This is a genomic window from Streptomyces sp. NPDC023723 (assembly GCF_040639815.1).
Lineage (GTDB): Bacteria > Actinomycetota > Actinomycetes > Streptomycetales > Streptomycetaceae > Streptomyces.
In genome coordinates, this window is record NZ_JBFAAP010000001.1 from 25,805 (window position 1) to 43,162 (window position 17,358).

The 17,358-nt window shown below is 71.9% G+C and carries 20 protein-coding genes; 13 read left to right on the forward strand and 7 right to left on the reverse strand.

Annotated elements, in window-relative coordinates:
• The first annotated feature begins 19 nt into the window (after positions 1-19).
• From AB0G32_RS00135 to AB0G32_RS00150, 4 genes are all read left to right on the forward strand, one after another.
• Positions 20-895: an ABC transporter ATP-binding protein gene (locus AB0G32_RS00135; RefSeq protein WP_361155911.1), complete on the forward strand. Its 876-nt coding sequence runs from the start codon at positions 20-22 to the stop codon at positions 893-895.
• A gap of 5 nt (positions 896-900) precedes the next feature.
• A complete protein-coding gene (locus AB0G32_RS00140; RefSeq protein WP_361157105.1) occupies positions 901-2,412 on the forward strand; it encodes an ABC transporter permease in 1,512 nt (503 codons plus the stop codon).
• Positions 2,409-3,038: an ABC transporter gene (locus tag AB0G32_RS00145; protein WP_361157108.1), complete on the forward strand. Its 630-nt coding sequence runs from the start codon at positions 2,409-2,411 to the stop codon at positions 3,036-3,038. Before AB0G32_RS00140 ends, AB0G32_RS00145 begins: the two co-directional genes overlap by 4 nt.
• A 121-nt stretch (positions 3,039-3,159) precedes the next feature.
• Positions 3,160-3,810: a hypothetical protein gene (locus AB0G32_RS00150; RefSeq protein WP_361155913.1), complete on the forward strand. Its 651-nt coding sequence runs from the start codon at positions 3,160-3,162 to the stop codon at positions 3,808-3,810.
• 82 nt (positions 3,811-3,892) lie between these two features.
• On the opposite strand, the gene mshD is transcribed toward AB0G32_RS00150, so the two are convergent.
• Entirely contained in the window at positions 3,893-4,819 is a 927-nt protein-coding gene (mshD, locus tag AB0G32_RS00155) for a mycothiol synthase (protein ID WP_361155916.1), read from the reverse strand.
• 133 nt (positions 4,820-4,952) lie between these two features.
• Between mshD and AB0G32_RS00160 the strand changes: the two genes are divergently transcribed.
• From AB0G32_RS00160 to AB0G32_RS00180, 5 genes are all read left to right on the forward strand, one after another.
• Complete coding sequence (locus AB0G32_RS00160; RefSeq protein WP_361155918.1) at positions 4,953-6,776, forward strand: bifunctional metallophosphatase/5'-nucleotidase; 1,824 nt, start codon at positions 4,953-4,955, stop codon at positions 6,774-6,776.
• Between the two features lie 244 nt (positions 6,777-7,020).
• Positions 7,021-7,149, forward strand: a complete 129-nt coding sequence (locus AB0G32_RS00165) for a hypothetical protein (protein ID WP_361155921.1) — start codon at positions 7,021-7,023, stop codon at positions 7,147-7,149.
• A 103-nt stretch (positions 7,150-7,252) separates the two neighbouring features.
• The gene (locus tag AB0G32_RS00170; RefSeq protein WP_361155923.1) at positions 7,253-7,381 is read left to right on the forward strand and encodes a hypothetical protein; all 129 of its coding nucleotides are present in this window, start codon (positions 7,253-7,255) and stop codon (positions 7,379-7,381) included.
• A gap of 56 nt (positions 7,382-7,437) precedes the next feature.
• Entirely contained in the window at positions 7,438-7,566 is a 129-nt protein-coding gene (locus tag AB0G32_RS00175) for a hypothetical protein (RefSeq protein WP_361155926.1), read from the forward strand.
• A gap of 139 nt (positions 7,567-7,705) precedes the next feature.
• A complete protein-coding gene (locus AB0G32_RS00180; protein ID WP_361155929.1) occupies positions 7,706-9,454 on the forward strand; it encodes an ABC transporter ATP-binding protein in 1,749 nt (582 codons plus the stop codon).
• On the opposite strand, the gene AB0G32_RS00185 is transcribed toward AB0G32_RS00180, so the two are convergent.
• The gene (locus tag AB0G32_RS00185; RefSeq protein ID WP_361155932.1) at positions 9,432-9,701 is read right to left on the reverse strand and encodes a hypothetical protein; all 270 of its coding nucleotides are present in this window, start codon (positions 9,699-9,701) and stop codon (positions 9,432-9,434) included. The genes AB0G32_RS00180 and AB0G32_RS00185 overlap by 23 nt on opposite strands.
• Positions 9,702-9,819: 118 nt before the next feature.
• Here AB0G32_RS00185 and AB0G32_RS00190 point away from each other — a divergent pair, with 118 nt between their 5' ends.
• The gene (locus tag AB0G32_RS00190) at positions 9,820-10,629 is read left to right on the forward strand and encodes a helix-turn-helix transcriptional regulator (protein WP_361155935.1); all 810 of its coding nucleotides are present in this window, start codon (positions 9,820-9,822) and stop codon (positions 10,627-10,629) included.
• Positions 10,626-10,826: a DUF397 domain-containing protein gene (locus tag AB0G32_RS00195; RefSeq protein WP_361155938.1), complete on the forward strand. Its 201-nt coding sequence runs from the start codon at positions 10,626-10,628 to the stop codon at positions 10,824-10,826. Before AB0G32_RS00190 ends, AB0G32_RS00195 begins: the two co-directional genes overlap by 4 nt.
• Here AB0G32_RS00195 and AB0G32_RS00200 read toward each other — a convergent pair.
• Positions 10,813-12,855, reverse strand: coding sequence for a pectinesterase family protein (locus AB0G32_RS00200; protein WP_361155941.1), 2,043 nt, complete (start codon positions 12,853-12,855; stop codon positions 10,813-10,815). The two genes, AB0G32_RS00195 and AB0G32_RS00200, sit on opposite strands and share 14 nt — an antisense overlap.
• 110 nt (positions 12,856-12,965) lie before the next feature.
• On the opposite strand from AB0G32_RS00200, the gene AB0G32_RS00205 reads away from it, so the two are divergent.
• Both AB0G32_RS00205 and AB0G32_RS00210 read left to right on the forward strand, forming a co-directional pair.
• Positions 12,966-13,253, forward strand: a complete 288-nt coding sequence (locus tag AB0G32_RS00205) for a hypothetical protein (protein WP_361155944.1) — start codon at positions 12,966-12,968, stop codon at positions 13,251-13,253.
• Positions 13,250-13,648 carry a hypothetical protein gene (locus tag AB0G32_RS00210; RefSeq protein ID WP_361155945.1) on the forward strand — a complete coding sequence of 133 codons (399 nt, stop codon included), beginning with the start codon at positions 13,250-13,252 and terminating at the stop codon, positions 13,646-13,648. Before AB0G32_RS00205 ends, AB0G32_RS00210 begins: the two co-directional genes overlap by 4 nt.
• Here the strand turns inward: AB0G32_RS00210 and AB0G32_RS00215 are convergent.
• The 4 genes from AB0G32_RS00215 to AB0G32_RS00230 all read right to left on the reverse strand — a co-directional run bounded on the left by AB0G32_RS00215 (position 13,639) and on the right by AB0G32_RS00230 (position 17,277).
• Positions 13,639-15,105, reverse strand: a complete 1,467-nt coding sequence (locus AB0G32_RS00215) for a HAMP domain-containing sensor histidine kinase (RefSeq protein WP_361155948.1) — start codon at positions 15,103-15,105, stop codon at positions 13,639-13,641. The genes AB0G32_RS00210 and AB0G32_RS00215 overlap by 10 nt on opposite strands.
• Entirely contained in the window at positions 15,102-15,836 is a 735-nt protein-coding gene (locus AB0G32_RS00220) for a response regulator transcription factor (protein ID WP_361155951.1), read from the reverse strand. Before AB0G32_RS00220 ends, AB0G32_RS00215 begins: the two co-directional genes overlap by 4 nt.
• A 104-nt stretch (positions 15,837-15,940) precedes the next feature.
• On the reverse strand, positions 15,941-16,117 hold the full coding sequence (locus AB0G32_RS00225) for a hypothetical protein (protein WP_361155954.1): 177 nt from the start codon (positions 16,115-16,117) through the stop codon (positions 15,941-15,943).
• An 11-nt stretch (positions 16,118-16,128) separates the two neighbouring features.
• A complete protein-coding gene (locus tag AB0G32_RS00230; protein WP_361155956.1) occupies positions 16,129-17,277 on the reverse strand; it encodes a trypsin-like peptidase domain-containing protein in 1,149 nt (382 codons plus the stop codon).
• Positions 17,278-17,358: the final 81 nt, after the last annotated feature.

Below are 17,358 nucleotides of genomic sequence, written 5' to 3' on the forward strand. Positions count from 1 at the left end.
TGGGTTGTGGGAGTTCCGCATGTCTGCTGCTGCTTGTACGGTTTCTGCCTCCGGGGTGAGTCTGCGTTACGGGGGGACTCGCGCGCTCGACGACGTCTCGCTGCGACTGTCGCCCGGGGTCACCGGGCTGCTGGGGCCCAACGGGGCCGGGAAGACGTCCCTGTTGCGGGTGCTGGCGACCGCGGTGCCCGCGGACCGCGGGGCGTTCACCGTGCTCGGGCATGATCCGGCGACCGCGGGCGGGCGGCGGGAAGTGCGGCGGCGGCTGGGGTATCTGCCGCAGACGCCCGGGTTCCATACGGGGTTCACCGCCTTCGAGTTCGTGGACTACGTGGCGATCCTGAAGGAGATGACCGACCGGGGCGCGCGCCACCGTGCGGTGCGGCGGGTGCTGGAGCAGGTCGGGCTGGAGGAACTGCGGGGACGGCGGATCAAGAAGTTGTCCGGGGGGATGCGGCAGCGGGTCGCGCTGGCCGCGGCGCTGGTCGGGGAACCGGGGTTCCTGGTGCTGGACGAGCCGACCGTCGGGCTCGATCCCGAGCAGCGGATGCGGTTCAGGGAGCTGATCGCGCAGGCGGGGGAAGGGCGGACCGTCCTGCTGTCCACCCATCAGACGGAGGACGTCGCCATGCTGTGCCGGCGGGTGCTGGTGATGGCCGAGGGCACCGTCCGGTTCGACGGGACGCCGGCCGAGCTGACCGCGCGGGCGGCGGGGCGGGTGTGGCGCAGCGAGCGGCGGGACGCCGGGGCGCGGGCCGGGTGGCGTACGGGGACGGGGGAGTTCCGGCATGTCGGGGATCCGCCGGCCGGGGCCGAGCTGGTCGAACCGACGCTGGAGGACGGTTACCTGTTCGTGCTCGACGGCACGGACGCGGGTTCGGGGGTGGCGGCGTGAGCGCTGTGGTCGAGGAGTCGCCGGCGGCCGTGCGGGAGGCGGCCGCGGGCGGCGGCGTACCGGCCGTGTACGCCCTGGCCCGGGTCGAGGCCCGGCGGTTGTCGCGGAGTGCGGTGGTGGTGGTCTGCTTCGTGCTGTACGCGGCATGGGTGGTGTGGCGGACCCGGGATTCCTGGGACGGTTTCCCGGCGCTCCAGAACGCCGACCGCGCCACCCAGAGCGGGCCGCTGCTGATCGGGTTCGCCGTACTGCTGGCCGCCAACTTCGCCGCGCTGCGGTCCCACCGGCACGGCACCGCCGAGTGGTTCGGGGCGCTGGTCCTGTCGCCCGGGCGGCGCACGGCCGCGCATCTGCTGTCGCTCGTGCCGGTCGTGCTGCTCACCGCGTTGTTCGTGGCCTGGCAGTTCGGCTGGGAGGCGCTGAAGCCGGGGGCGGTCGGGCACGGTTCGCCGGCCGAGTTGCTGGTCGGACCGCTGACCGTGCTGCTGCTCGGGGCGGCCGGCGTCCTGCTGGCCCGGCTGGTGCGCTCGGCGTGGGCGGCGCCGCTCGCCGCCGTGCTGTACCTGCTCACCTGCGTGGACGGTCCGTTCCCGGTCGGCGGGGACGACGGGGCCTGGCTGGGCCCGGTGGTGCCCGGGGTCACCGCCACGACCCTGCCCTCCGACCTGCTGGGCCGCCCGGCCGCCTGGCACGCCCTGTACCTGGTGGGCCTCGCCCTCTTCCTGGCGTTCCTGAGTGTGCTGGTCGCCGGCGGCCGGGGCGTGACGGTGACCGCCGGTCTCGCGGTGACGCTGGCGATGGGGCTGGTGGGCGGCGTCGCGCAGCTGGGCGGCGAGTCCGCGGCGCTGGTCGCGGCCCGGGAGCGGGTCTCGGTCGCCCCCGAGAAGGAACAGCGGTGCGTGACGCGGGACGGTTCGACGTACTGCGCCTTCCCGGAGTGGACGCCGCGGACGGGCGCCTGGGCCGAGGTGGTGCACCGGGTCCGGTCGCTGGCCGGCGGCTCCGCGCACGACCGGCCGCTGCTCGTACGGCAGCGGATCGACGCCCGCTACGGCCCGTACACCGACGTCGCGATCGAACCGGCCACCCGCCGCGACCAGGTGACCGTCGGCACCGACTGGGGCGGCAACCGGGTGCCGGAGTTCTCCGCCGCCGTGGCCGCCGTGCTGGTCACCGGCAGCGAGCGGGAAGCCGGCGTGGTCTGCGACGGACGGATGGTGACCATCATGTGGCTGGCGCTGAGCTGGCAGGACGACGAGCTGGACGCGCTGCGCCGGGTCCGCCTCGACGACAGCGTCGAGGGGTCGGCGGTCGTCCTGGCGCCGACCGATCCGCTCCAGATGACGGCGGGTCAGACCGACGTGGTACGGCGGCTGCTGGAGCGGGACCGGGACGGGGTGGGGGCGAAGGTGCGCGCGCACTGGGACGAGCTGACCTCCCCCGGGGTGGCGACGGCCCGCGCCGCCGAACTGCTGGGGGTCTCCGGAGCGGTGAAGGCGGACGTGTGCGAGGGATGACGCGGGAGCTGGTGCGGCCGGTGGCCCGGACGGTGCCCTGGCGGGCCCTGGGCGCGGCCGGCGGCGCGGGGCTGCTGCTGGTCGCGACGGCGGGGTGGGCGGACCGCGAACCGGCGGCCGGGTCGGTGCTGTTCGCGCTGCGGGGCGCCGCCCTGGCGGCCGGGCTGGGGCTGGCGTTCCTCCTGGACGACCCGGCCCGGCACACCACGGCCGCCGTCCCGGCGCCGCGCCCGGTGCGGCAGGCGCTGCGCGCGGCCCTGGTCGCGCCGCCGGTCGTGGTGTGGTGGGCGGCGGTGCTGCTCCTGGTACCGGCCGAGGTACGGCCGCCGGTGGCCGCCGTCACCCTGGAGGCGGCGGCGGTGGCGCTGCTGGGGTTCGCCGGCGCGGCGGTCGCGGTGCGGCTGACCGACCGGACGCGGCCCGGGCGGGGGGTGGCGGTCGGCCTGCTGGGCGCGGCGGTCGCCGGTCCGCCGCTGGTGCCGGCCCACTGGGCGATGTTCGTCCAGGCCGGCGATCCGCGCTGGTCCGCGTCGCACGACCGGTGGGCCGTCGTCCTGGTGGTGGCGGTGGGCGTGTGGGGCGTGTGCACCCGTGAGGCCGGGCATCGCCGACCATGCCGAACATGACGGCCTTGTACTACTTTTAACTCGTTTGGTTGAGTGTGTGGCGTCTTCCGTCTGCGGGATTGACGGTCGGGCATCAGGGGGTTGTCAGGGCACCAACAATCGCCCAGTTCGGGAGGATTTCATGGCCAGGCTTCCATCCCCCGGAGCCTCCTACGACCGGAGCGTGTCCGCCGAGGGCACCCGGATCGAGGACGGCGACTCCACCTACACCGTCGACCTGCGCGGTCACGTGCGGTTCGAGATCCGCGACACCGATGACGACGACGACCGGGACCGCGACCGGGACCGGACCGTCCGGGCGGTCGTCACCCGGTTCCGGATGACCGGGAACCCCGAGTCCGCCGGTTCCGACCTGCTCGGCGAGATCGTCGTCGAGCTGGACGACGACCGGGACGACGACCACGACGACGACCGGGACAACCTGATCCGGCTCACCGACGACGACCGGCTCGAGCACCTGCTGGCGCTCGGCCTGCGGGTGACCCTCGGCCGCCGGGGCTGGGACGCGTCCGGCGAGCAGGCGGCCGGTGCGGAGGGGGCCGACGCGGAGGCCCGCCGGCGGCGGGTCCTGCGGACCAGGGAGCCGGCCCGGCTCCGCGCCAATGACCTGGACCGGTTCCCGCCGGACCGGGACGACGAGTACCGGCTGCGGCGCGCCGTCGACCTGTACGACCGGGACGACTCCGACCGCGACGACTCCGACCGGGTCGTCGCCACGATCGAGAGGTTCCCGCTCGAGATCGGCGGTCGCGACAACGACGACGACGACTGATCTGCCTCATCCCCCACCCGCGGGGCCCGGCCCTAGGGCCGGGCCCCGTCCCCGTCCCAGGTCCCGGGTCCGGGTCCGGAACTCACGTCTCCGTCCGGTACATCAGGTCCGTCTCGTACGTCGTGAAGCCCAGCCGCTCGTACACGGACACCGCCGCCGAGTTGTCGGCGTCCACGTACAGCATCGCCGTGGGCAGCCCGCGCCCCGCCAGGTACCGCAGCCCGATCGTGGTGAGCGACTTGCCGAGGCCGCCGCCCTGCGCGTCGGGCCGGACCCCGACCACGTACACCTCGCCCAGCCCCTCCGCCGCGTGCACCTTGGTCCAGTGGAAGCCGACGAGTTCGCCGGCGCGCTCGGCCAGGAAGAAGCCGGCCGGGTCGAACCACGGCTCCGCCTCGCGGTCGTCCAGGTCCCGCTGGGTGAGCGAGCCCTGCTCGGGGTGGTGCGCGAAGGCGGCGGCGTTCACGGCCAGCCAGGCGGTGTCGTCCTGTCCGGGCACGAAGGCGCGAACCGTCACGCCGTCCGGCAGCACCGGCTCGGGCAGGTCGAGGCCGTCCAGCGGGCGCCGCAGCTGGCGCAGCTCGCGAAAGAGCGTCATGCCGAGGACCTGCGCCAGGTGCCGGGCGGCGGAGTGCCCGCCGTGCGCCCACGCCCGCAGCCGCTTGCCGGACGCGGCGAGCAGGGCCGAGCCGAGCGCCCGGCCGTGGCCCTGGCCGCGCCGCGAGGGGTGTACGACCAGCTCGGCGGCGGGCGGCTCCACCGGGTCGGTGTCCTCCAGCTGGGCGTAGCCGACGAGTTCGCCGTCGACGGTGAGCAGCAGATGGGCGACGCCTTCGCGGGCGGCCCCCCGCAACTGGAGCCGGCCCTGTTCGGACACGGCCTGCTGCCCGTCGTTGCGGGCGGCCGCCGTGAGCAGGCCGAGGACGGCCTCGATCTGCTCGGCGGTCAGGGCGTCGTACGTGTCGATCGCGCGGGGGCCGGCGGGCCTCGGGGTGTTGTCGCTGGTCATGCGTACGAGGGTAGAGGGGCGGCGCGGCGGGGGTGCGGCGTAAACCAGGATGTAACCCGTAACCCACTGTCGCGCTACGCGCGTTGACCCTAGGCTGCGGCCACCTGTCCTCAGCACACCCACAGGGGGGCGCATGTCAGCCACAACTTCCGTACACCCGCCGCGCGATCCGCGCCGCAGACGCCGTACCACCCGGCTGCTCGCGGTGGCCGTCGGCGCCCTCACCGTCGGCTCGCTGGCCGCCGCCGCGCTGCCGGCCGGCGCGGCGGAGAAGGGCGGCGGCCACGGGTCCGGGCAGCAGAGCCGCTACCAGGACGTCCAGCTCCTCTCCTTCAACGACCTGCACGGCAACCTGGAGCCGCCGGCCGGCTCCAGCGGGCGCGTCACCGAGACGCACGACGACGGCACCACCGAGACCATCGACGCGGGCGGCGTCGAGTACCTGGCCACCCATCTGCGCCAGGCCCGTAAGGGCAACCCGTACTCCATCACCGCCGCCGGCGGCGACATGGTGGGCGCCTCCCCGCTGATCTCCGGGCTGTTCCACGACGAGCCGACCATCGAGGCGCTGAACAAGCTCGACCTCGATGTCACGTCCGTCGGCAACCACGAGTTCGACGAGGGCGCCACCGAGCTGGCCCGGCTCCAGAACGGCGGCTGCCATCCCACCGACGGCTGCTACACGGACAAGGAGTTCAAGGGCGCCGACTTCCCCTACCTCGCCGCCAACGTGCTCGACGAGAAGACCGGCAAGCCGGTGCTCGCCCCCTACTGGGTGTGGAAGAAGAACGGCGTCAAGGTCGGCTTCATCGGCGTGACCCTGGAGGGCACCCCGGACATCGTCTCGGCGGAGGGCGTCAAGGGCCTCGCCTTCAAGGACGAGGTCGAGACCATCAACAAGTACGCCAAGGTGCTGGAGCGCCAGGGCGTGAAGTCGATCGTGGCGCTCGTGCACGAGGGCGGCTACCCGGCCTCCTCCTCGTACAACTACGACTGTGACGCGCCGGGGGCCGGGGACGGCGTCTCCGGGCCGATCGTCGACATCGCGAAGAACGTGACGCCGCAGGTGGACGCGCTGGTCACCGGGCACACCCACAACGCGTACGTCTGCACGATCGACGACCCGGCGGGCAACCCGCGCATGGTCACCTCGGCGGCCTCCTTCGGCCGCCTGTACACGGACACGACGCTGACCTACGACCGGCGGACCGGGGACATCGCCCGTACGGCCGTGCGGTCGGCGAACCACGTGGTCACCCGGGACGTCGCCAAGGCGCCCGACCTGACCTCGCTGATCGGCAAGTGGAACGCGCTCGCCGCGCCCATCGGCAACCGGGCCATCGGCTACATCTCCGGGGACATCGGCTCCACCGGCACCGAGTCGCCGATGGGGGACCTGATAGCCGACGCGCAACTGGCGTACGGCAAGGAGCTGGACCCGGAGACCGACCTCGCGCTGATGAACCCGGGCGGCGTCCGGGCGTCCCTGACCTACGCGGCGAGCGGGGCCGAGGGCGACGGGGTGGTGACGTACGCGGAGGGGTTCACCGTCCAGCCGTTCGCCAACACGGTCAACCTCCAGGACTTCACCGGCGCCCAGCTGATCCAGGTGCTCAAGGAGCAGGTCAGCGGGTCGAACGAGGCGGCGCCGAAGATCCTCCAGGTGTCGGACGGGCTGACGTACACGCTGGATCTGACCAGGACGGGCGCGGACCGCGTGGTGACCGACTCGATCCGGCTCGGCGGTGCGGCGATCGATCCGGCGGCCACCTACCGGGTCGCGACCAACAGCTTCCTCGCGGGCGGCGGTGACGGGTTCACCACCCTGGGGCAGGGCACGGGCGACGTCGTCGGCGCGGACGACCTGACGGCGCTGGAGCGGTACCTGACGGCGAACTCGTCGGCGACGGCGCCGATCGCGCCGCCGGCGGCGGACCGGATCACGGTCGTGCGGTAAGTCCAGCGGTCCTGCGGTAGCGGGCCACGTGCGGGTCCGGGACGGTCCACCCCGTCCTGGGCCCGCTTTTTCATGCGTAAATTCTGTGTCAGCCCCCGTCCGGTTCCCCTTCCCCAGTGAAATCTGATCTCACCTCCAATTAATCGAGGTCTCAGCGGAAACGGCATTTTCCGGGGCTGGCGTCCCGTAGTGTTTTCCATGTCGACAGCGAACGACACCAACGCAAACTACGAAGGAGAACATCATGAGCTTCCACAAGGTCACCCCGGTCAAGAAGACCCGCAAGCCCGCCGCTCAGACCGCCAAGAAGGCCGCCAAGCCCGCCGCGAAGAAGGCTGCGCCGAAGCGTCGCCCGGTCTCGCACAAGGGCTGATCTTGATTCACAGCCGTAAAGGCTGACACATACTTGGCTCCTATGGGATGCCAGGTGACGCACATAAAACACGCATAAGAAATCGTAGGGGAAAGGGACACTCATGAGCTTCCACAAGGTCGCGCCGGTGAAGAACAAGAACACCAACCGCAAGTCCGCGAAGCAGGCCGCCAAGCCGGCGCCGAAGAAGGCCGCCGCGCCGAAGCGCCGCCCGGTCTCCCGCCAGGGCTGAGCCGGCCCCGCGCCCACCACACCTCACCAACACCGCAGCTGAGAGAGGGAACACTCATGAGCTTCCACAAGGTCGCCCCCGTCAAGAAGAACGCCAACCGCAAGCCCGCCGCCAAGAAGGCCGCCAAGCCCGCCGCGAAGAAGGCCGCCGCGCCGAAGCGCCGTCCGGTGTCGCACCAGGGCTGAGCCGCAAGGGCTGAGCCGCTGGGGCTGAGCCGCCGGGGCTTGAGGCCGCCGGGGCTTGAGGCCGCTCGCGAGGCGGGGCCGCCGGAGCGTACGCGCTCCGGGGCCCCGCCTCGGGCATGTCCACGGGAGGAAACTGATCATGAGGGAAGTCCGCGCGGCGTTCCGCCGCTTCTGGCCGCTGACCCGCGGCGACCGCCGCTGGCTGGTGGTCGTCGTGGCCTGCGTGGTGGTCGCCGCGCTCGCCGAGACCGCCTCGATCCTGCTCTTCGCGGAGCTGACCGACAACGCTCTGCGGGCCGGTTCGCTCGCCGCCTTCTGGGGCCCGGCCGGCGCCTGGCTTGGCGTGGCCGTGCTCGGCGCGCTCGTCGGCTACCTCGGCAACTCCCTGGCCACCTGGACCGCCGAGAGATTCGTGCTGCGCCTGCGGGCGGGTGTCTTCCGCCACGTCCAGTCCCTGCCGCCCCACTTCTTCCAACGGCACCGCCGCGGTGACCTGGTGGAACGGCTGACGGGGGACGTGGAGGCCATCGAGCAGATGGTGGTGTCGGGTGTCGTGGGCACCGTGTCCGCGCTGTTCTCGGCCGTCTTCTACGCCGCCGCCGCCCTGTATCTGCGGTGGGACCTGGCGGTGGCCACCTTCGTCCTCGCCCCCCTCTTCCTGCTGGCCGCCCGCCGCTTCTCCGGCCGCATCAAGGAGGCGTCCACGGACGAGCGGGTCGCGGACGGCGCGATCACCTCGGTCGTGGAGGAGGCCCTCGGCAACGTCGTCCTCACCCAGGCGTACAACCGGCGCGGCGCGGAGGAGGCCCGGCTCGACCACGAGGCCCGCGCCTGGATGAAGGCGTCGGTGCGCGGCGCGCGGCTCAGCGAGCTGTACGAGCAGTTCGTCGAGGTCGTCGAGACGGTGTGCGTGCTCGCGGTGATCGGCCTGGGAGTCTGGGAGATCTCCGCCGACCGCATGACCCTGGGCCAGCTCCTCGCCTTCGCCGCGTTCGTCGGCTACCTCTACCCGCCGGTCCGCAACCTGGGGCAACTGGGCCTGACCCTGACGGCGGCCACGGCCGGCGCGCGGCGCCTGGGCGAGCTCCTCGACGCCCGCCCGGCGGTCACCGACCCGGCCGTCCCCGTCGAACCCGGGCCGGTCCGCGGCTGGGTCGCCTTCCACGACGTGAGCTTCCGCTACCCGGAGGCGGACCGGCCCTCACTGAGCGAGGTCGCCTTCACCGCCCGCCCCGGCGAACTCGTCGTCGTCACGGGCCCGAGCGGCGCCGGCAAGTCGACGCTGGCCAAGCTGCTGACCCGGTTCTACGACCCGACGGCGGGCGTGATCTGCCTGGACGGCGTGCCGCTGCCGCACCTGGGCCTGGAGTGGCTGCGCGACCAGGTCACCCTCCTTCCCCAGGAGACCCTGATCCTGCACGGCACGGTCCGCGAGAACATCGCGGCCGGGCGGCCGGGCGCGACGGACGAGGAGATCGCGGCGGCGGCCCGCGCGGCAGCGGCGCACGACTTCATCACGGCGCTTCCCGACGGGTACGGGACGCGGATCTCGCCGGGCACGGCGGCCCTCTCCGGCGGCCAGCTCAAGCGGCTGACCATCGCCCGCGCGATGCTGCGCGCGTCCCCCGTCCTGATCCTCGACGAGCCCACCGCCGGCCTCGACGCGATCGCCGCCCGCCAGGTGGTCCAGCCCCTGCGCCGCCTGATGTCCGGCCGTACGACGCTGATGATCACCCACGACCTGACCCTGGCGCCGGACGCGGACCGGATCCTGGTGGTGGACGGGGGACGGCTGGTGGAGGAGGGGACGCATGGGGAACTGGTGGCTCGGGGCGGGGCGTACGCCCGGCTCACGTCGGTTCCCTTCACCCCCGCCCTGCCCGGCTGACCGCCACCCGCAGGACGTCCTCCAGTGACTCGGCCGCCCGCGTCAGCGCGAAGCGGACGGCGCGTTCGCCGGCCTTCTGGTCGGCCAGTACGGCTCTGGCCCCGGCCAGCACCTGGGTGCCGGACGCGAGCTGGGCGTCCTCGATGTCGTCGGCGACGCGGGACATCAGGGAGTCCGGGCCGCCATCGGTGCTGAGGTAACAGGGGTTGCCTTCGGGGGTGGTCCAGGGGAGGAGGCGGTGGGTCATGAGGTCGCTCCGGGGGAGGGTGATTGCTTACGGTTCGTCGTCCAACTGTCACTGCCTGTGCGTACTCTCGTGAAGAGGGCCGGCGTTGTCTGTGCGCCAGGCAAGGGAGAGGGGCGGCATGGACGACGGGGTGTCGAAGCGCGTGATCCTGGGGCGGACGCTCCGGTTCCTGCGCGAGAAGGCGGGCAAGTCGCTCGGGCAACTGGCCGAGGAGACGTCGTACGACAAGAGCTACCTGTACCGCCTGGAGACGGGCGAACGGCTCTCCAAGCGTGCGGTGATGGAGGACCTGGACCGGTACCACGGCTCGGGGGACCTGCTGGTCGGCCTGTGGCGGGATGCGCGCAAGGAGGTCTTCAAGGACACGTACAAGGGGTTCATGGAGCTGGAGGACACGGCTCGGGTCATGTGGATGTTCCAGCTCCGGGTGCCGGGGTTGTTGCAGACGGAGGAGTACGCCCGGGCGGTGTTGTCCGGGACTGGGGCAACGTCCGGCAACGGGCCTGAAGTAGAGGAACAGGTGACCGCGCGCATGGGACGGCAGGAGCTGTTGTACCGGCAACCGACACCGAGCGTGCGCGTGATCCTGGACGAGGGTGCGGTACGCCGTCCCGTCCCCGACGCCAAAGTCTGGGCGGACCAGCTGTCGCACCTGGTGGATGCGTCGGAACTGCCGTCCGTCGCCCTCCAGGTGCTGCCCCACGCGGCCGGCGTGCACGCTCTCATGGACAGCCATCTCTGGCTCTTCTGGCAGCGCAGCGGCGACCCGGTGGCTTACGTGGAGGGCAACGGCTTCGGTGAGGTGATCGATGATCCGGACAAGGTCATGGGCTTCCGTTTGTCCTACGATCTCGTCAGGGATGCTGCCCTGACCCCGGCAGAGTCAACGGCGTTCATCAAGCGCCTGCTGAAGGAGTGCAGATCATGAACCGGATACCCGACCTGACCGGCGTCACCTGGCGCAAGTCCTCCTACAGCGACGGCGGCGGCACCAACTGCGTCGAGATAGCCGAAGGCACCCCCACCCTCGTCCCCGTCCGGGACAGCAAAGTGCCGGACGGGGACGTCGTCCTCGTCGGGCGGGACGCCTGGGCCGCGTTTCTCGGGAATGTCAGGATGCCGTAGGCGTCCAGTCGCCGAGCCAGTCCGTAAGCTCCTGGTCGGCCGCCTGCGCGTCGGTCAGGAAGGGGCGGTCGGCGGAGGCCGAGCCCGCGCCCGCGCCGGTGTTCTTGTACTCGGCGAAGCGGTCGTCCTTCCAGGAGAAGCCGCTCATGTCGGTCCAGGGCGTTGCTTTGACCGCCGCGCTGAGGGCAGTGTCGCGGACCGTCGTCTGCGGGTCCAGCGTGGCGTCGCCGCCCGCGTGCCAGGGGCGGCCCAGGTAGAAGGAACCGCTGGACACGTCACCGTTGACCGTCGAGTTGGTGATCAGGAAGCCCTTGCGGGCAGCGACCGTGCTGGGCGCGGTGATGTACCCGGCGGAGGAGCCGTCCCAGCGCTTGCGGAGCGTGATGACCGAGCGGTCGATCACCGCCGTCGCGCGGCCGAAGACGAAGTCGACGTTGCCGAGGACGTAGGAGTTGGAGACGTAGACCCGGCCGAGCTTCTCCTTGGCGGCGGTGTCCAGGAGCAGCGTGTCCTGGTCGCCGGTGACGATGACGCCGTCGAGGAAGACCTTGTCGGCGGCGGTGCGCAGGGCGACCGCCTGGTGGCCGGAGAGGGACTGGTTGGCGGCCTCGTCGAAGTCGTTCGTGATCGACAGGTTGCGGGCCTGGAAGTCGTCGGCCTCCACGGCCACCGTCGCGCTGCCGCCGGTGCCGTAGGTGCCCGAACCGTCGGGCTTCTGCGTGCCGGCCGCGTTGTTGTAGACGATCACCGTGTCTTTGCGGGACGCTCCCGTGCCCTGGATGGTGACGTGCGGCTTGTTGGACGGGACCTTGACCAGCTCGCGGTACGTGCCCGGCGCGACGGCGATGACGACGCGGGCGGCGTTGCCCGCCGGGACGGCGTTCACCGCGGCCTGCACGGTCGTGTACTGGCCGGTGCCGTCCTTGGCGACGGTGAGGGTGGTCGCGGCGGCACCCGTCGCCGCCATCGTGCCGATCGTCGAGCGGGGGCCCGCGCCCGACTTCACCACCGACGGCACGTTGGCGGTGGCGTCCAGGGAGTAGGCGTAGTACGCCTTCGGGTCGAACGCCGTGCCGCCGGACTCGTTGCGCCCGGAGGTGGAGGAGAAGACGTTGCCCTTCTGGACCAGCGAGGCGGTGCTGTCCTTGATGACGGGATTGGTGAAGCCCTGGAAGTAGCTGTTCTCCAGGACCATCGACGTGGCGCCGCGGGAGTAGTTGCCGTAGGAGGACGCGATGGACGTGCCGGGCGTGTCCTCCAGGTAGTTGTTGTAGAGGTGCGCGTGGGCGCAGTTGTCGGCGGACGGGTTGCGCTGCTCGGTCTCCCGGATCCAGTTGTGGTGGAGCGTGATGTCGGTGACGACGTTCTCGGTCCAGCCGATGCCGAACGCCTTGTTGTTGTTGCTCAGTTCGTTCCAGGACACGGTGACGTTCGTGGAGTCCTTGCGGACGTCGATCAGACCGTCGGCCATGTTCCGGAAGTCGTTGTGGTCGATCCAGACGTGGTGGGCGCCGTCCATCTGGATGGCGTCGTAGTCGTGGTCCTTGTCGTTCCAGGTGCCCTGGTAGGTGTCCCGGATCGTGAGGTTCCGGATGATCACGTTGTGCACGCCGGTGCCGAGGAAGAAGCCGCCGCCGACGATCTGCCCGGCCGTCCCGGAGCCGACGATCGTCTTGTCGGAGGCGACCTTGATCTCCTTGCCGACGGGGGACATCGCGATCGCCCCGGCGACGACGATGACGTACGGCTCGGCGGCCGTCGCGTACTTCTCCAGGTCGGCCTGGGTGCGCACGGTGACGGTGGCGCCGTCCCGGCCGCCGTACGTGCCGTTCTGTCCCAGCGCGTCGACGGAGGCGAAACCGTCGGCGGTGTCGGTGGCCCAGGCGGCGGGGGCGGCGGCGGGCGTGGCGGCGGTGGTGGCGGCGCCCGCCCGGCCGTCGGCCGTCCCGGCGGAGACGACGGCGGCGGTCAGGGCGAGCGGGACGGTCGCCGTCAGGATTCTGCGGCGCATGCTGTGGGGGTCGCGCATCGGCTGCTCCCTGTCGGGTGCGAGTGCGGGTGCGTACATGACACCCATCGGTCGCAGCCGGATGGCGGAAGGTTGCCGCATCCTGGTCATGGCCGGGCTATGGTTGCTCTATGGCTGAGACCACGACCATTCAGGTGTCCCGCGAGGCCCGCGACCACCTCGCGCAGGTGGCCAGGGAGCGGGGTGTGACGCTCGGGAAGCTCGTCGAGCAGCTCGCCGCGCAGGAGCCGACGGCCGAGCAGATCGCGGAGCGGGTGGCGGCCACCCGCGAGGTGCTGCGGGACCGGCTGGGCTGCACGCTCAGCGACGAGGAGCTGGACAACGGCCCGGATGTGCTGGCCAACGTGTATGCGATGGCCGCCGAGCAGGCGCGGGCCCGCGCGGAGCGTGCAGCGTGATCATTTTCGACACCAGTGCGGCTCTCGCGCTGGCGCATGGGCACGAGGCGCTGCACCGCCTCGCGGACAATGTGGCCCGCACCCCCGGCGACTGGCTGCACGTACCCGCGCTCTGTCTGATGAAGGCCGAGGAGAGCGACGCGGAGGTGGGCAGCGCGCTGCTGGCGCTGCCCGGCCTCCAGGTCGACCCGCTCGGCCAGGTGGCGGCCGTCACCGTGGGCGGGATGATCCGCGACGGCTGGGGCGGCGCCGACACCTGCCACGCCCTCTATGTGGCCACCCCGCACGCGGAAACCGGGGGAATGTCGATCATCCTGACCGGCCAGGAGAAGGACTACCCGCCCGGGTTCCTCACCGTCGACATCGACTCCCCCGGAATGCTCGGCTACATCTGAGCCGCGTCGCGGGACTCCGGCGGCGGCACCGGTGCCCCCGGCAGCCGGATCGTCGCCATCGCGCCGGCGCCTTCCGGGGCCGGGGACAGGGTGACCTCGCCGCCCGCCTGCTGGACCGTGCGGGCCACGATGGACAGGCCGAGGCCGGAGCCGGGCAGCGAGCGGGCCGACTCCGAGCGCCAGAAGCGGTCGAAGACGTGCGGGAGTTCGTCGGCCGAGATGCCGGGGCCGTGGTCGCGGACGGTGAGCGTGCCGGCGGTGAGGCGGACGTCGACGGTGCCGCCCTCCGGGCTGAACTTCACCGCGTTGTCCAGGATGTTGACCACCGCGCGCTCCAGCGCGGCCGGCTCGGCGCGGACGTACCAGGGCTCGACGTCCGCTGTGATGGTCAGCTCCGGACCGCGCAGCCGGGCGCGGCGCAGCGCCGACTCGACGATCTCCTGCCAGGCCACGATCTGGGTACGGCCGGTGTGCTGGCCGGTGTCGGGGCGGGAGAGTTCCTGGAGGTCGCCGATGAGCGCGGCCAGCTCCGTCATCTGCGCCTTCACCGAGGCGAGCAGCGCCTTGCGGTCGGCCTCCGGGATCGGGCGGCCGGTCTCCTCGCTGCGGGTGAGGAGTTCGATGTTGGTACGGAGGGAGGTCAGCGGGGTGCGGAGCTCGTGGCCCGCGTCGGCGATCAGCTGTTGCTGCAACTCGCGGCTGTTGGCCAGGGAGGAGGTCATCGAGTTGAAGCTGTGCGAGAGGCGGGCGATCTCGTCCTCGCTGTCGTCGCCGACCGGGATGCGGATGTTCAGGTCCTCGGTGCGGGCGACGTGTTCGACGGCCTCGGTGAGCTTGTCGACCGGGCGCAGGCCGGCCCGGGCGACGGCCAGTCCCGCCGCTCCCGCGCCGAGCACGCCGATGCCGGAGACCAGGAGGAGGAGCAGGGCCAGGTCGTTCAGGGTGGACCGGGTGCCGTCCAGGGGGACGGCGGCGATGAGGGCGGCGTCGGCGGGGGTCTGGGTGGTCCGGTTGGTGAGCGGCAGTGGCACGGTGAGTACCCGCAGCGCGTTGCCGTCCTCGTCGGTGCCGTTGCGCAGGATGCCGTTGCCCGTCCCGGACTGGGACTGGGCCACCACCTTCTTGTCGGCGTCGGTCACCTGGATCTCGCCGGCCGAGTTGGTGAACAGGCAGGTGGTGCCGTCGGCGGTGACGACCTGGGAGTAGGTGTTGTTGCCGAAGCCGCTCACCCGGGGGGTCTGCGTGCAGGTGGCCAGTGCCTCCTGGATCTGGTTGACCTGCTTGGGGTCCTTGAGGACCGTGGCCTTCTGCAACTCGGCGTCCAGCTGGTCGTACAGCTTCCCCTGCACGATGAACCAGCACGTCACCGACACCGCCGCGACCGCGAACGCGACCGCCGCCGCGACCAGCAGGGCGAGGCGCGAGCGCAGCGGCAGGGTGCGCAGCCGCTTGATCACTCCGCGCCGCCCTGGCGCAGCACGTACCCGACCCCGCGCACCGTGTGGACCAGGCGCGGTTCGCCGCCCGCCTCGGTCTTGCGGCGCAGGTACATCACGTACACGTCGAGGGAGTTGGACGACGGCTCGAAGTCGAAGCCCCAGACCGCCTTCAGGATCTGCTCCCGGGTGAGGACCTGGCGCGGGTGCGCCATGAACATCTCAAGCAGGGTGAACTCGGTGCGGGTCAGTTCCACCGACCGGCCGGCCCGGGTGACCTCGCGGGTGGAGAGGTCCATGGTGAGGTCGGCGAAGGCGAGCACGTCCTCGTTCTCGGCGGTGGCCGCCGCCGACGCCGCGTAGGAGCTGCGGCGCAGCAGGGCCCGGACCCGGGCGAAGAGTTCGTCCAGTTCGAACGGCTTGACCAGGTAGTCGTCCGCGCCGGCGTCGAGACCGGTGACCCGGTCGCCGACGGTGTCGCGGGCGGTCAGCATCAGGATCGGCGTGGTGTCGCCGGTGGCGCGGATCCGGCGGGCGGCGGTCAGGCCGTCCATCCGCGGCATCTGGATGTCGAGGACCAGCAGGTCGGGCCGGTACAGCGCGGCCTTCTGGAGGGCCTCGGCGCCGTCCACGGCGACCTCGGTGGCGTACCCCTCGAAGGCGAGGCTGCGCTGGAGGGCTTCGCGGACCGCCGGCTCGTCGTCGACGATCAGGATGCGCTGGGTGTCACGGTCGCCGTCTGCGGGGCTCATGGCTCGGGGTTCCTCGGGTGCGGTGGGGGACGGGGCTGAATCCTGTCAGCACGGGGGTGCGTCTTTTCCGCTCGGGCTGACCCCTTCAGCCTAAGCGGGCGGGGTCAGCCGCGGACGGCGGTACGGCGGCCGGCCGCCGGAACCCGGCGGGTGCGGGGCGCGCGGGGCGCCAGCTCGGGCGCCCGGGTCAGCGGCGGGTGCAGCGCGGACGCCACCTCCAGCGCCAGGGCGAACCCGGCCGGGTCGGTGCCGGCCGTGGTGTGCGGGACCTGCTCGATCATGAGATCACCTCTCAGTTGCTGTCCGCGCCGCCCGCCCGGAGGGTGTCCAGGTCGGCCTTGACGGTGTTGATGGGGATCGCGAAGCCCAGGCCCACGCTGCCCGCGTCGGCCGACGAGGAGGAGGAGCCGGAGGCCGAGTACATCGCGGAGTTGATGCCGATGATGTTGCCGTTCATGTCGATCAGCGCGCCGCCGGAGTTGCCCGGGTTGAGGGACGCGTCGGTCTGGAGCGCCTTGTACGTCGTGGTGGACGAGCCGGTGTCGCCGTTGAACTCCTGGCCGCCGAACTCGAACGGCCACTGGCCGCTGCCGCCCTGCTGCTGCTGTTCCTGCTCGCCCTCGTCCGTGGAGACGGTCACGTCCCGGTCGAGGGCGGAGACGATGCCGCTGGTCACGGTGCCGGTCAGGCCCTCGGGGGAGCCGATCGCCACCACCTCGTCACCGACCTGCACGCCGTCGGAGTCGCCGAGGGTCGCGGCGGTCAGACCGGAGGCGTCCTGGAGCTTGATCAGGGCCAGGTCCTTGGAGGCGTCGGTGCCCACCACCTCGGCGGTGTACTCCTTGCCGTCGCTGGTCGACACCTTGACGGAGGTGGCGCCGGAGACCACGTGGTTGTTGGTGATGATCTCGCCGTCACTGGTGATGATCACGCCGGAACCGGTGGAGGAACCGGCGGACGAGGTGGCGCTGATCTCGACGATGCTGGGGCTGACCGCCTTGGCCACCCCGGAGACCGTGCCCTTCTGGCTGGACGGCACCACACTGGCGCTGGTGGAGCTGGAGACGACGGTGTCGCTGCCGGTCAGTTCCTGGATGCCGTAGGCGGTGCCGCCGCCGACCGCCGCCGCGACGATCGCGACCGCCGCGAGCAGCGCGAACGGACGCCGGGAGCGCTTCTTCGGCGCGGGCGCCGAGGCCGGGTCCAGCAGCGCGGTGGGCGGCTGGGCCGGCGGGGGCGGCCACTCCGGGTTCACGGGGGAGGCGGCCTGGTGCTCGCCCTGGGCCGCGGTCTGGTACTCGCCCTGGACTGCGCCCTGGTACTCGCCCTGGCTTGCGGAGGTCTGCTGAGCGTAGGCGTGCTGCTGGGCGCCCTCGTAGGGGGTGGCGTACGGGTTCTCGGGGGTCTCGTACTCGCCGTCGCGGCGGATGCTCTCGGTCATGTCCACGAGCATTGCCGCCGACGATGAGAGCTTGCTGAGTGCTGACTGAGAAGCCCGGCAGAAGCTCGTATGCCCGATATA

Excerpts from the sequence above, each read along its gene's own strand:
- AB0G32_RS00225 (WP_361155954.1), bottom strand. The coding sequence starts at position 16,117 with ATGATCGAGCAGGTCCCGCACACCACGGCCGGCACCGACCCGGCCGGG.
- AB0G32_RS00170 (WP_361155923.1), top strand. The coding sequence starts at position 7,253 with ATGAGCTTCCACAAGGTCGCGCCGGTGAAGAACAAGAACACCAACCGC.
- AB0G32_RS00160 (WP_361155918.1), top strand. The coding sequence starts at position 4,953 with ATGTCAGCCACAACTTCCGTACACCCGCCGCGCGATCCGCGCCGCAGA.
- AB0G32_RS00150 (WP_361155913.1), top strand. The coding sequence starts at position 3,160 with ATGGCCAGGCTTCCATCCCCCGGAGCCTCCTACGACCGGAGCGTGTCC.
- AB0G32_RS00185 (WP_361155932.1), bottom strand. The coding sequence starts at position 9,701 with ATGACCCACCGCCTCCTCCCCTGGACCACCCCCGAAGGCAACCCCTGT.
- AB0G32_RS00195 (WP_361155938.1), top strand. The coding sequence starts at position 10,626 with ATGAACCGGATACCCGACCTGACCGGCGTCACCTGGCGCAAGTCCTCC.
- AB0G32_RS00135 (WP_361155911.1), top strand. The coding sequence starts at position 20 with ATGTCTGCTGCTGCTTGTACGGTTTCTGCCTCCGGGGTGAGTCTGCGT.
- mshD (WP_361155916.1), bottom strand. The coding sequence starts at position 4,819 with ATGACCAGCGACAACACCCCGAGGCCCGCCGGCCCCCGCGCGATCGAC.
- AB0G32_RS00200 (WP_361155941.1), bottom strand. The coding sequence starts at position 12,855 with ATGCGCGACCCCCACAGCATGCGCCGCAGAATCCTGACGGCGACCGTC.
- AB0G32_RS00220 (WP_361155951.1), bottom strand. The coding sequence starts at position 15,836 with ATGAGCCCCGCAGACGGCGACCGTGACACCCAGCGCATCCTGATCGTC.
- AB0G32_RS00165 (WP_361155921.1), top strand. The coding sequence starts at position 7,021 with ATGAGCTTCCACAAGGTCACCCCGGTCAAGAAGACCCGCAAGCCCGCC.
- AB0G32_RS00190 (WP_361155935.1), top strand. The coding sequence starts at position 9,820 with ATGGACGACGGGGTGTCGAAGCGCGTGATCCTGGGGCGGACGCTCCGG.
- AB0G32_RS00175 (WP_361155926.1), top strand. The coding sequence starts at position 7,438 with ATGAGCTTCCACAAGGTCGCCCCCGTCAAGAAGAACGCCAACCGCAAG.
- AB0G32_RS00205 (WP_361155944.1), top strand. The coding sequence starts at position 12,966 with ATGGCTGAGACCACGACCATTCAGGTGTCCCGCGAGGCCCGCGACCAC.
- AB0G32_RS00230 (WP_361155956.1), bottom strand. The coding sequence starts at position 17,277 with ATGACCGAGAGCATCCGCCGCGACGGCGAGTACGAGACCCCCGAGAAC.
- AB0G32_RS00180 (WP_361155929.1), top strand. The coding sequence starts at position 7,706 with ATGAGGGAAGTCCGCGCGGCGTTCCGCCGCTTCTGGCCGCTGACCCGC.
- AB0G32_RS00145 (WP_361157108.1), top strand. The coding sequence starts at position 2,409 with ATGACGCGGGAGCTGGTGCGGCCGGTGGCCCGGACGGTGCCCTGGCGG.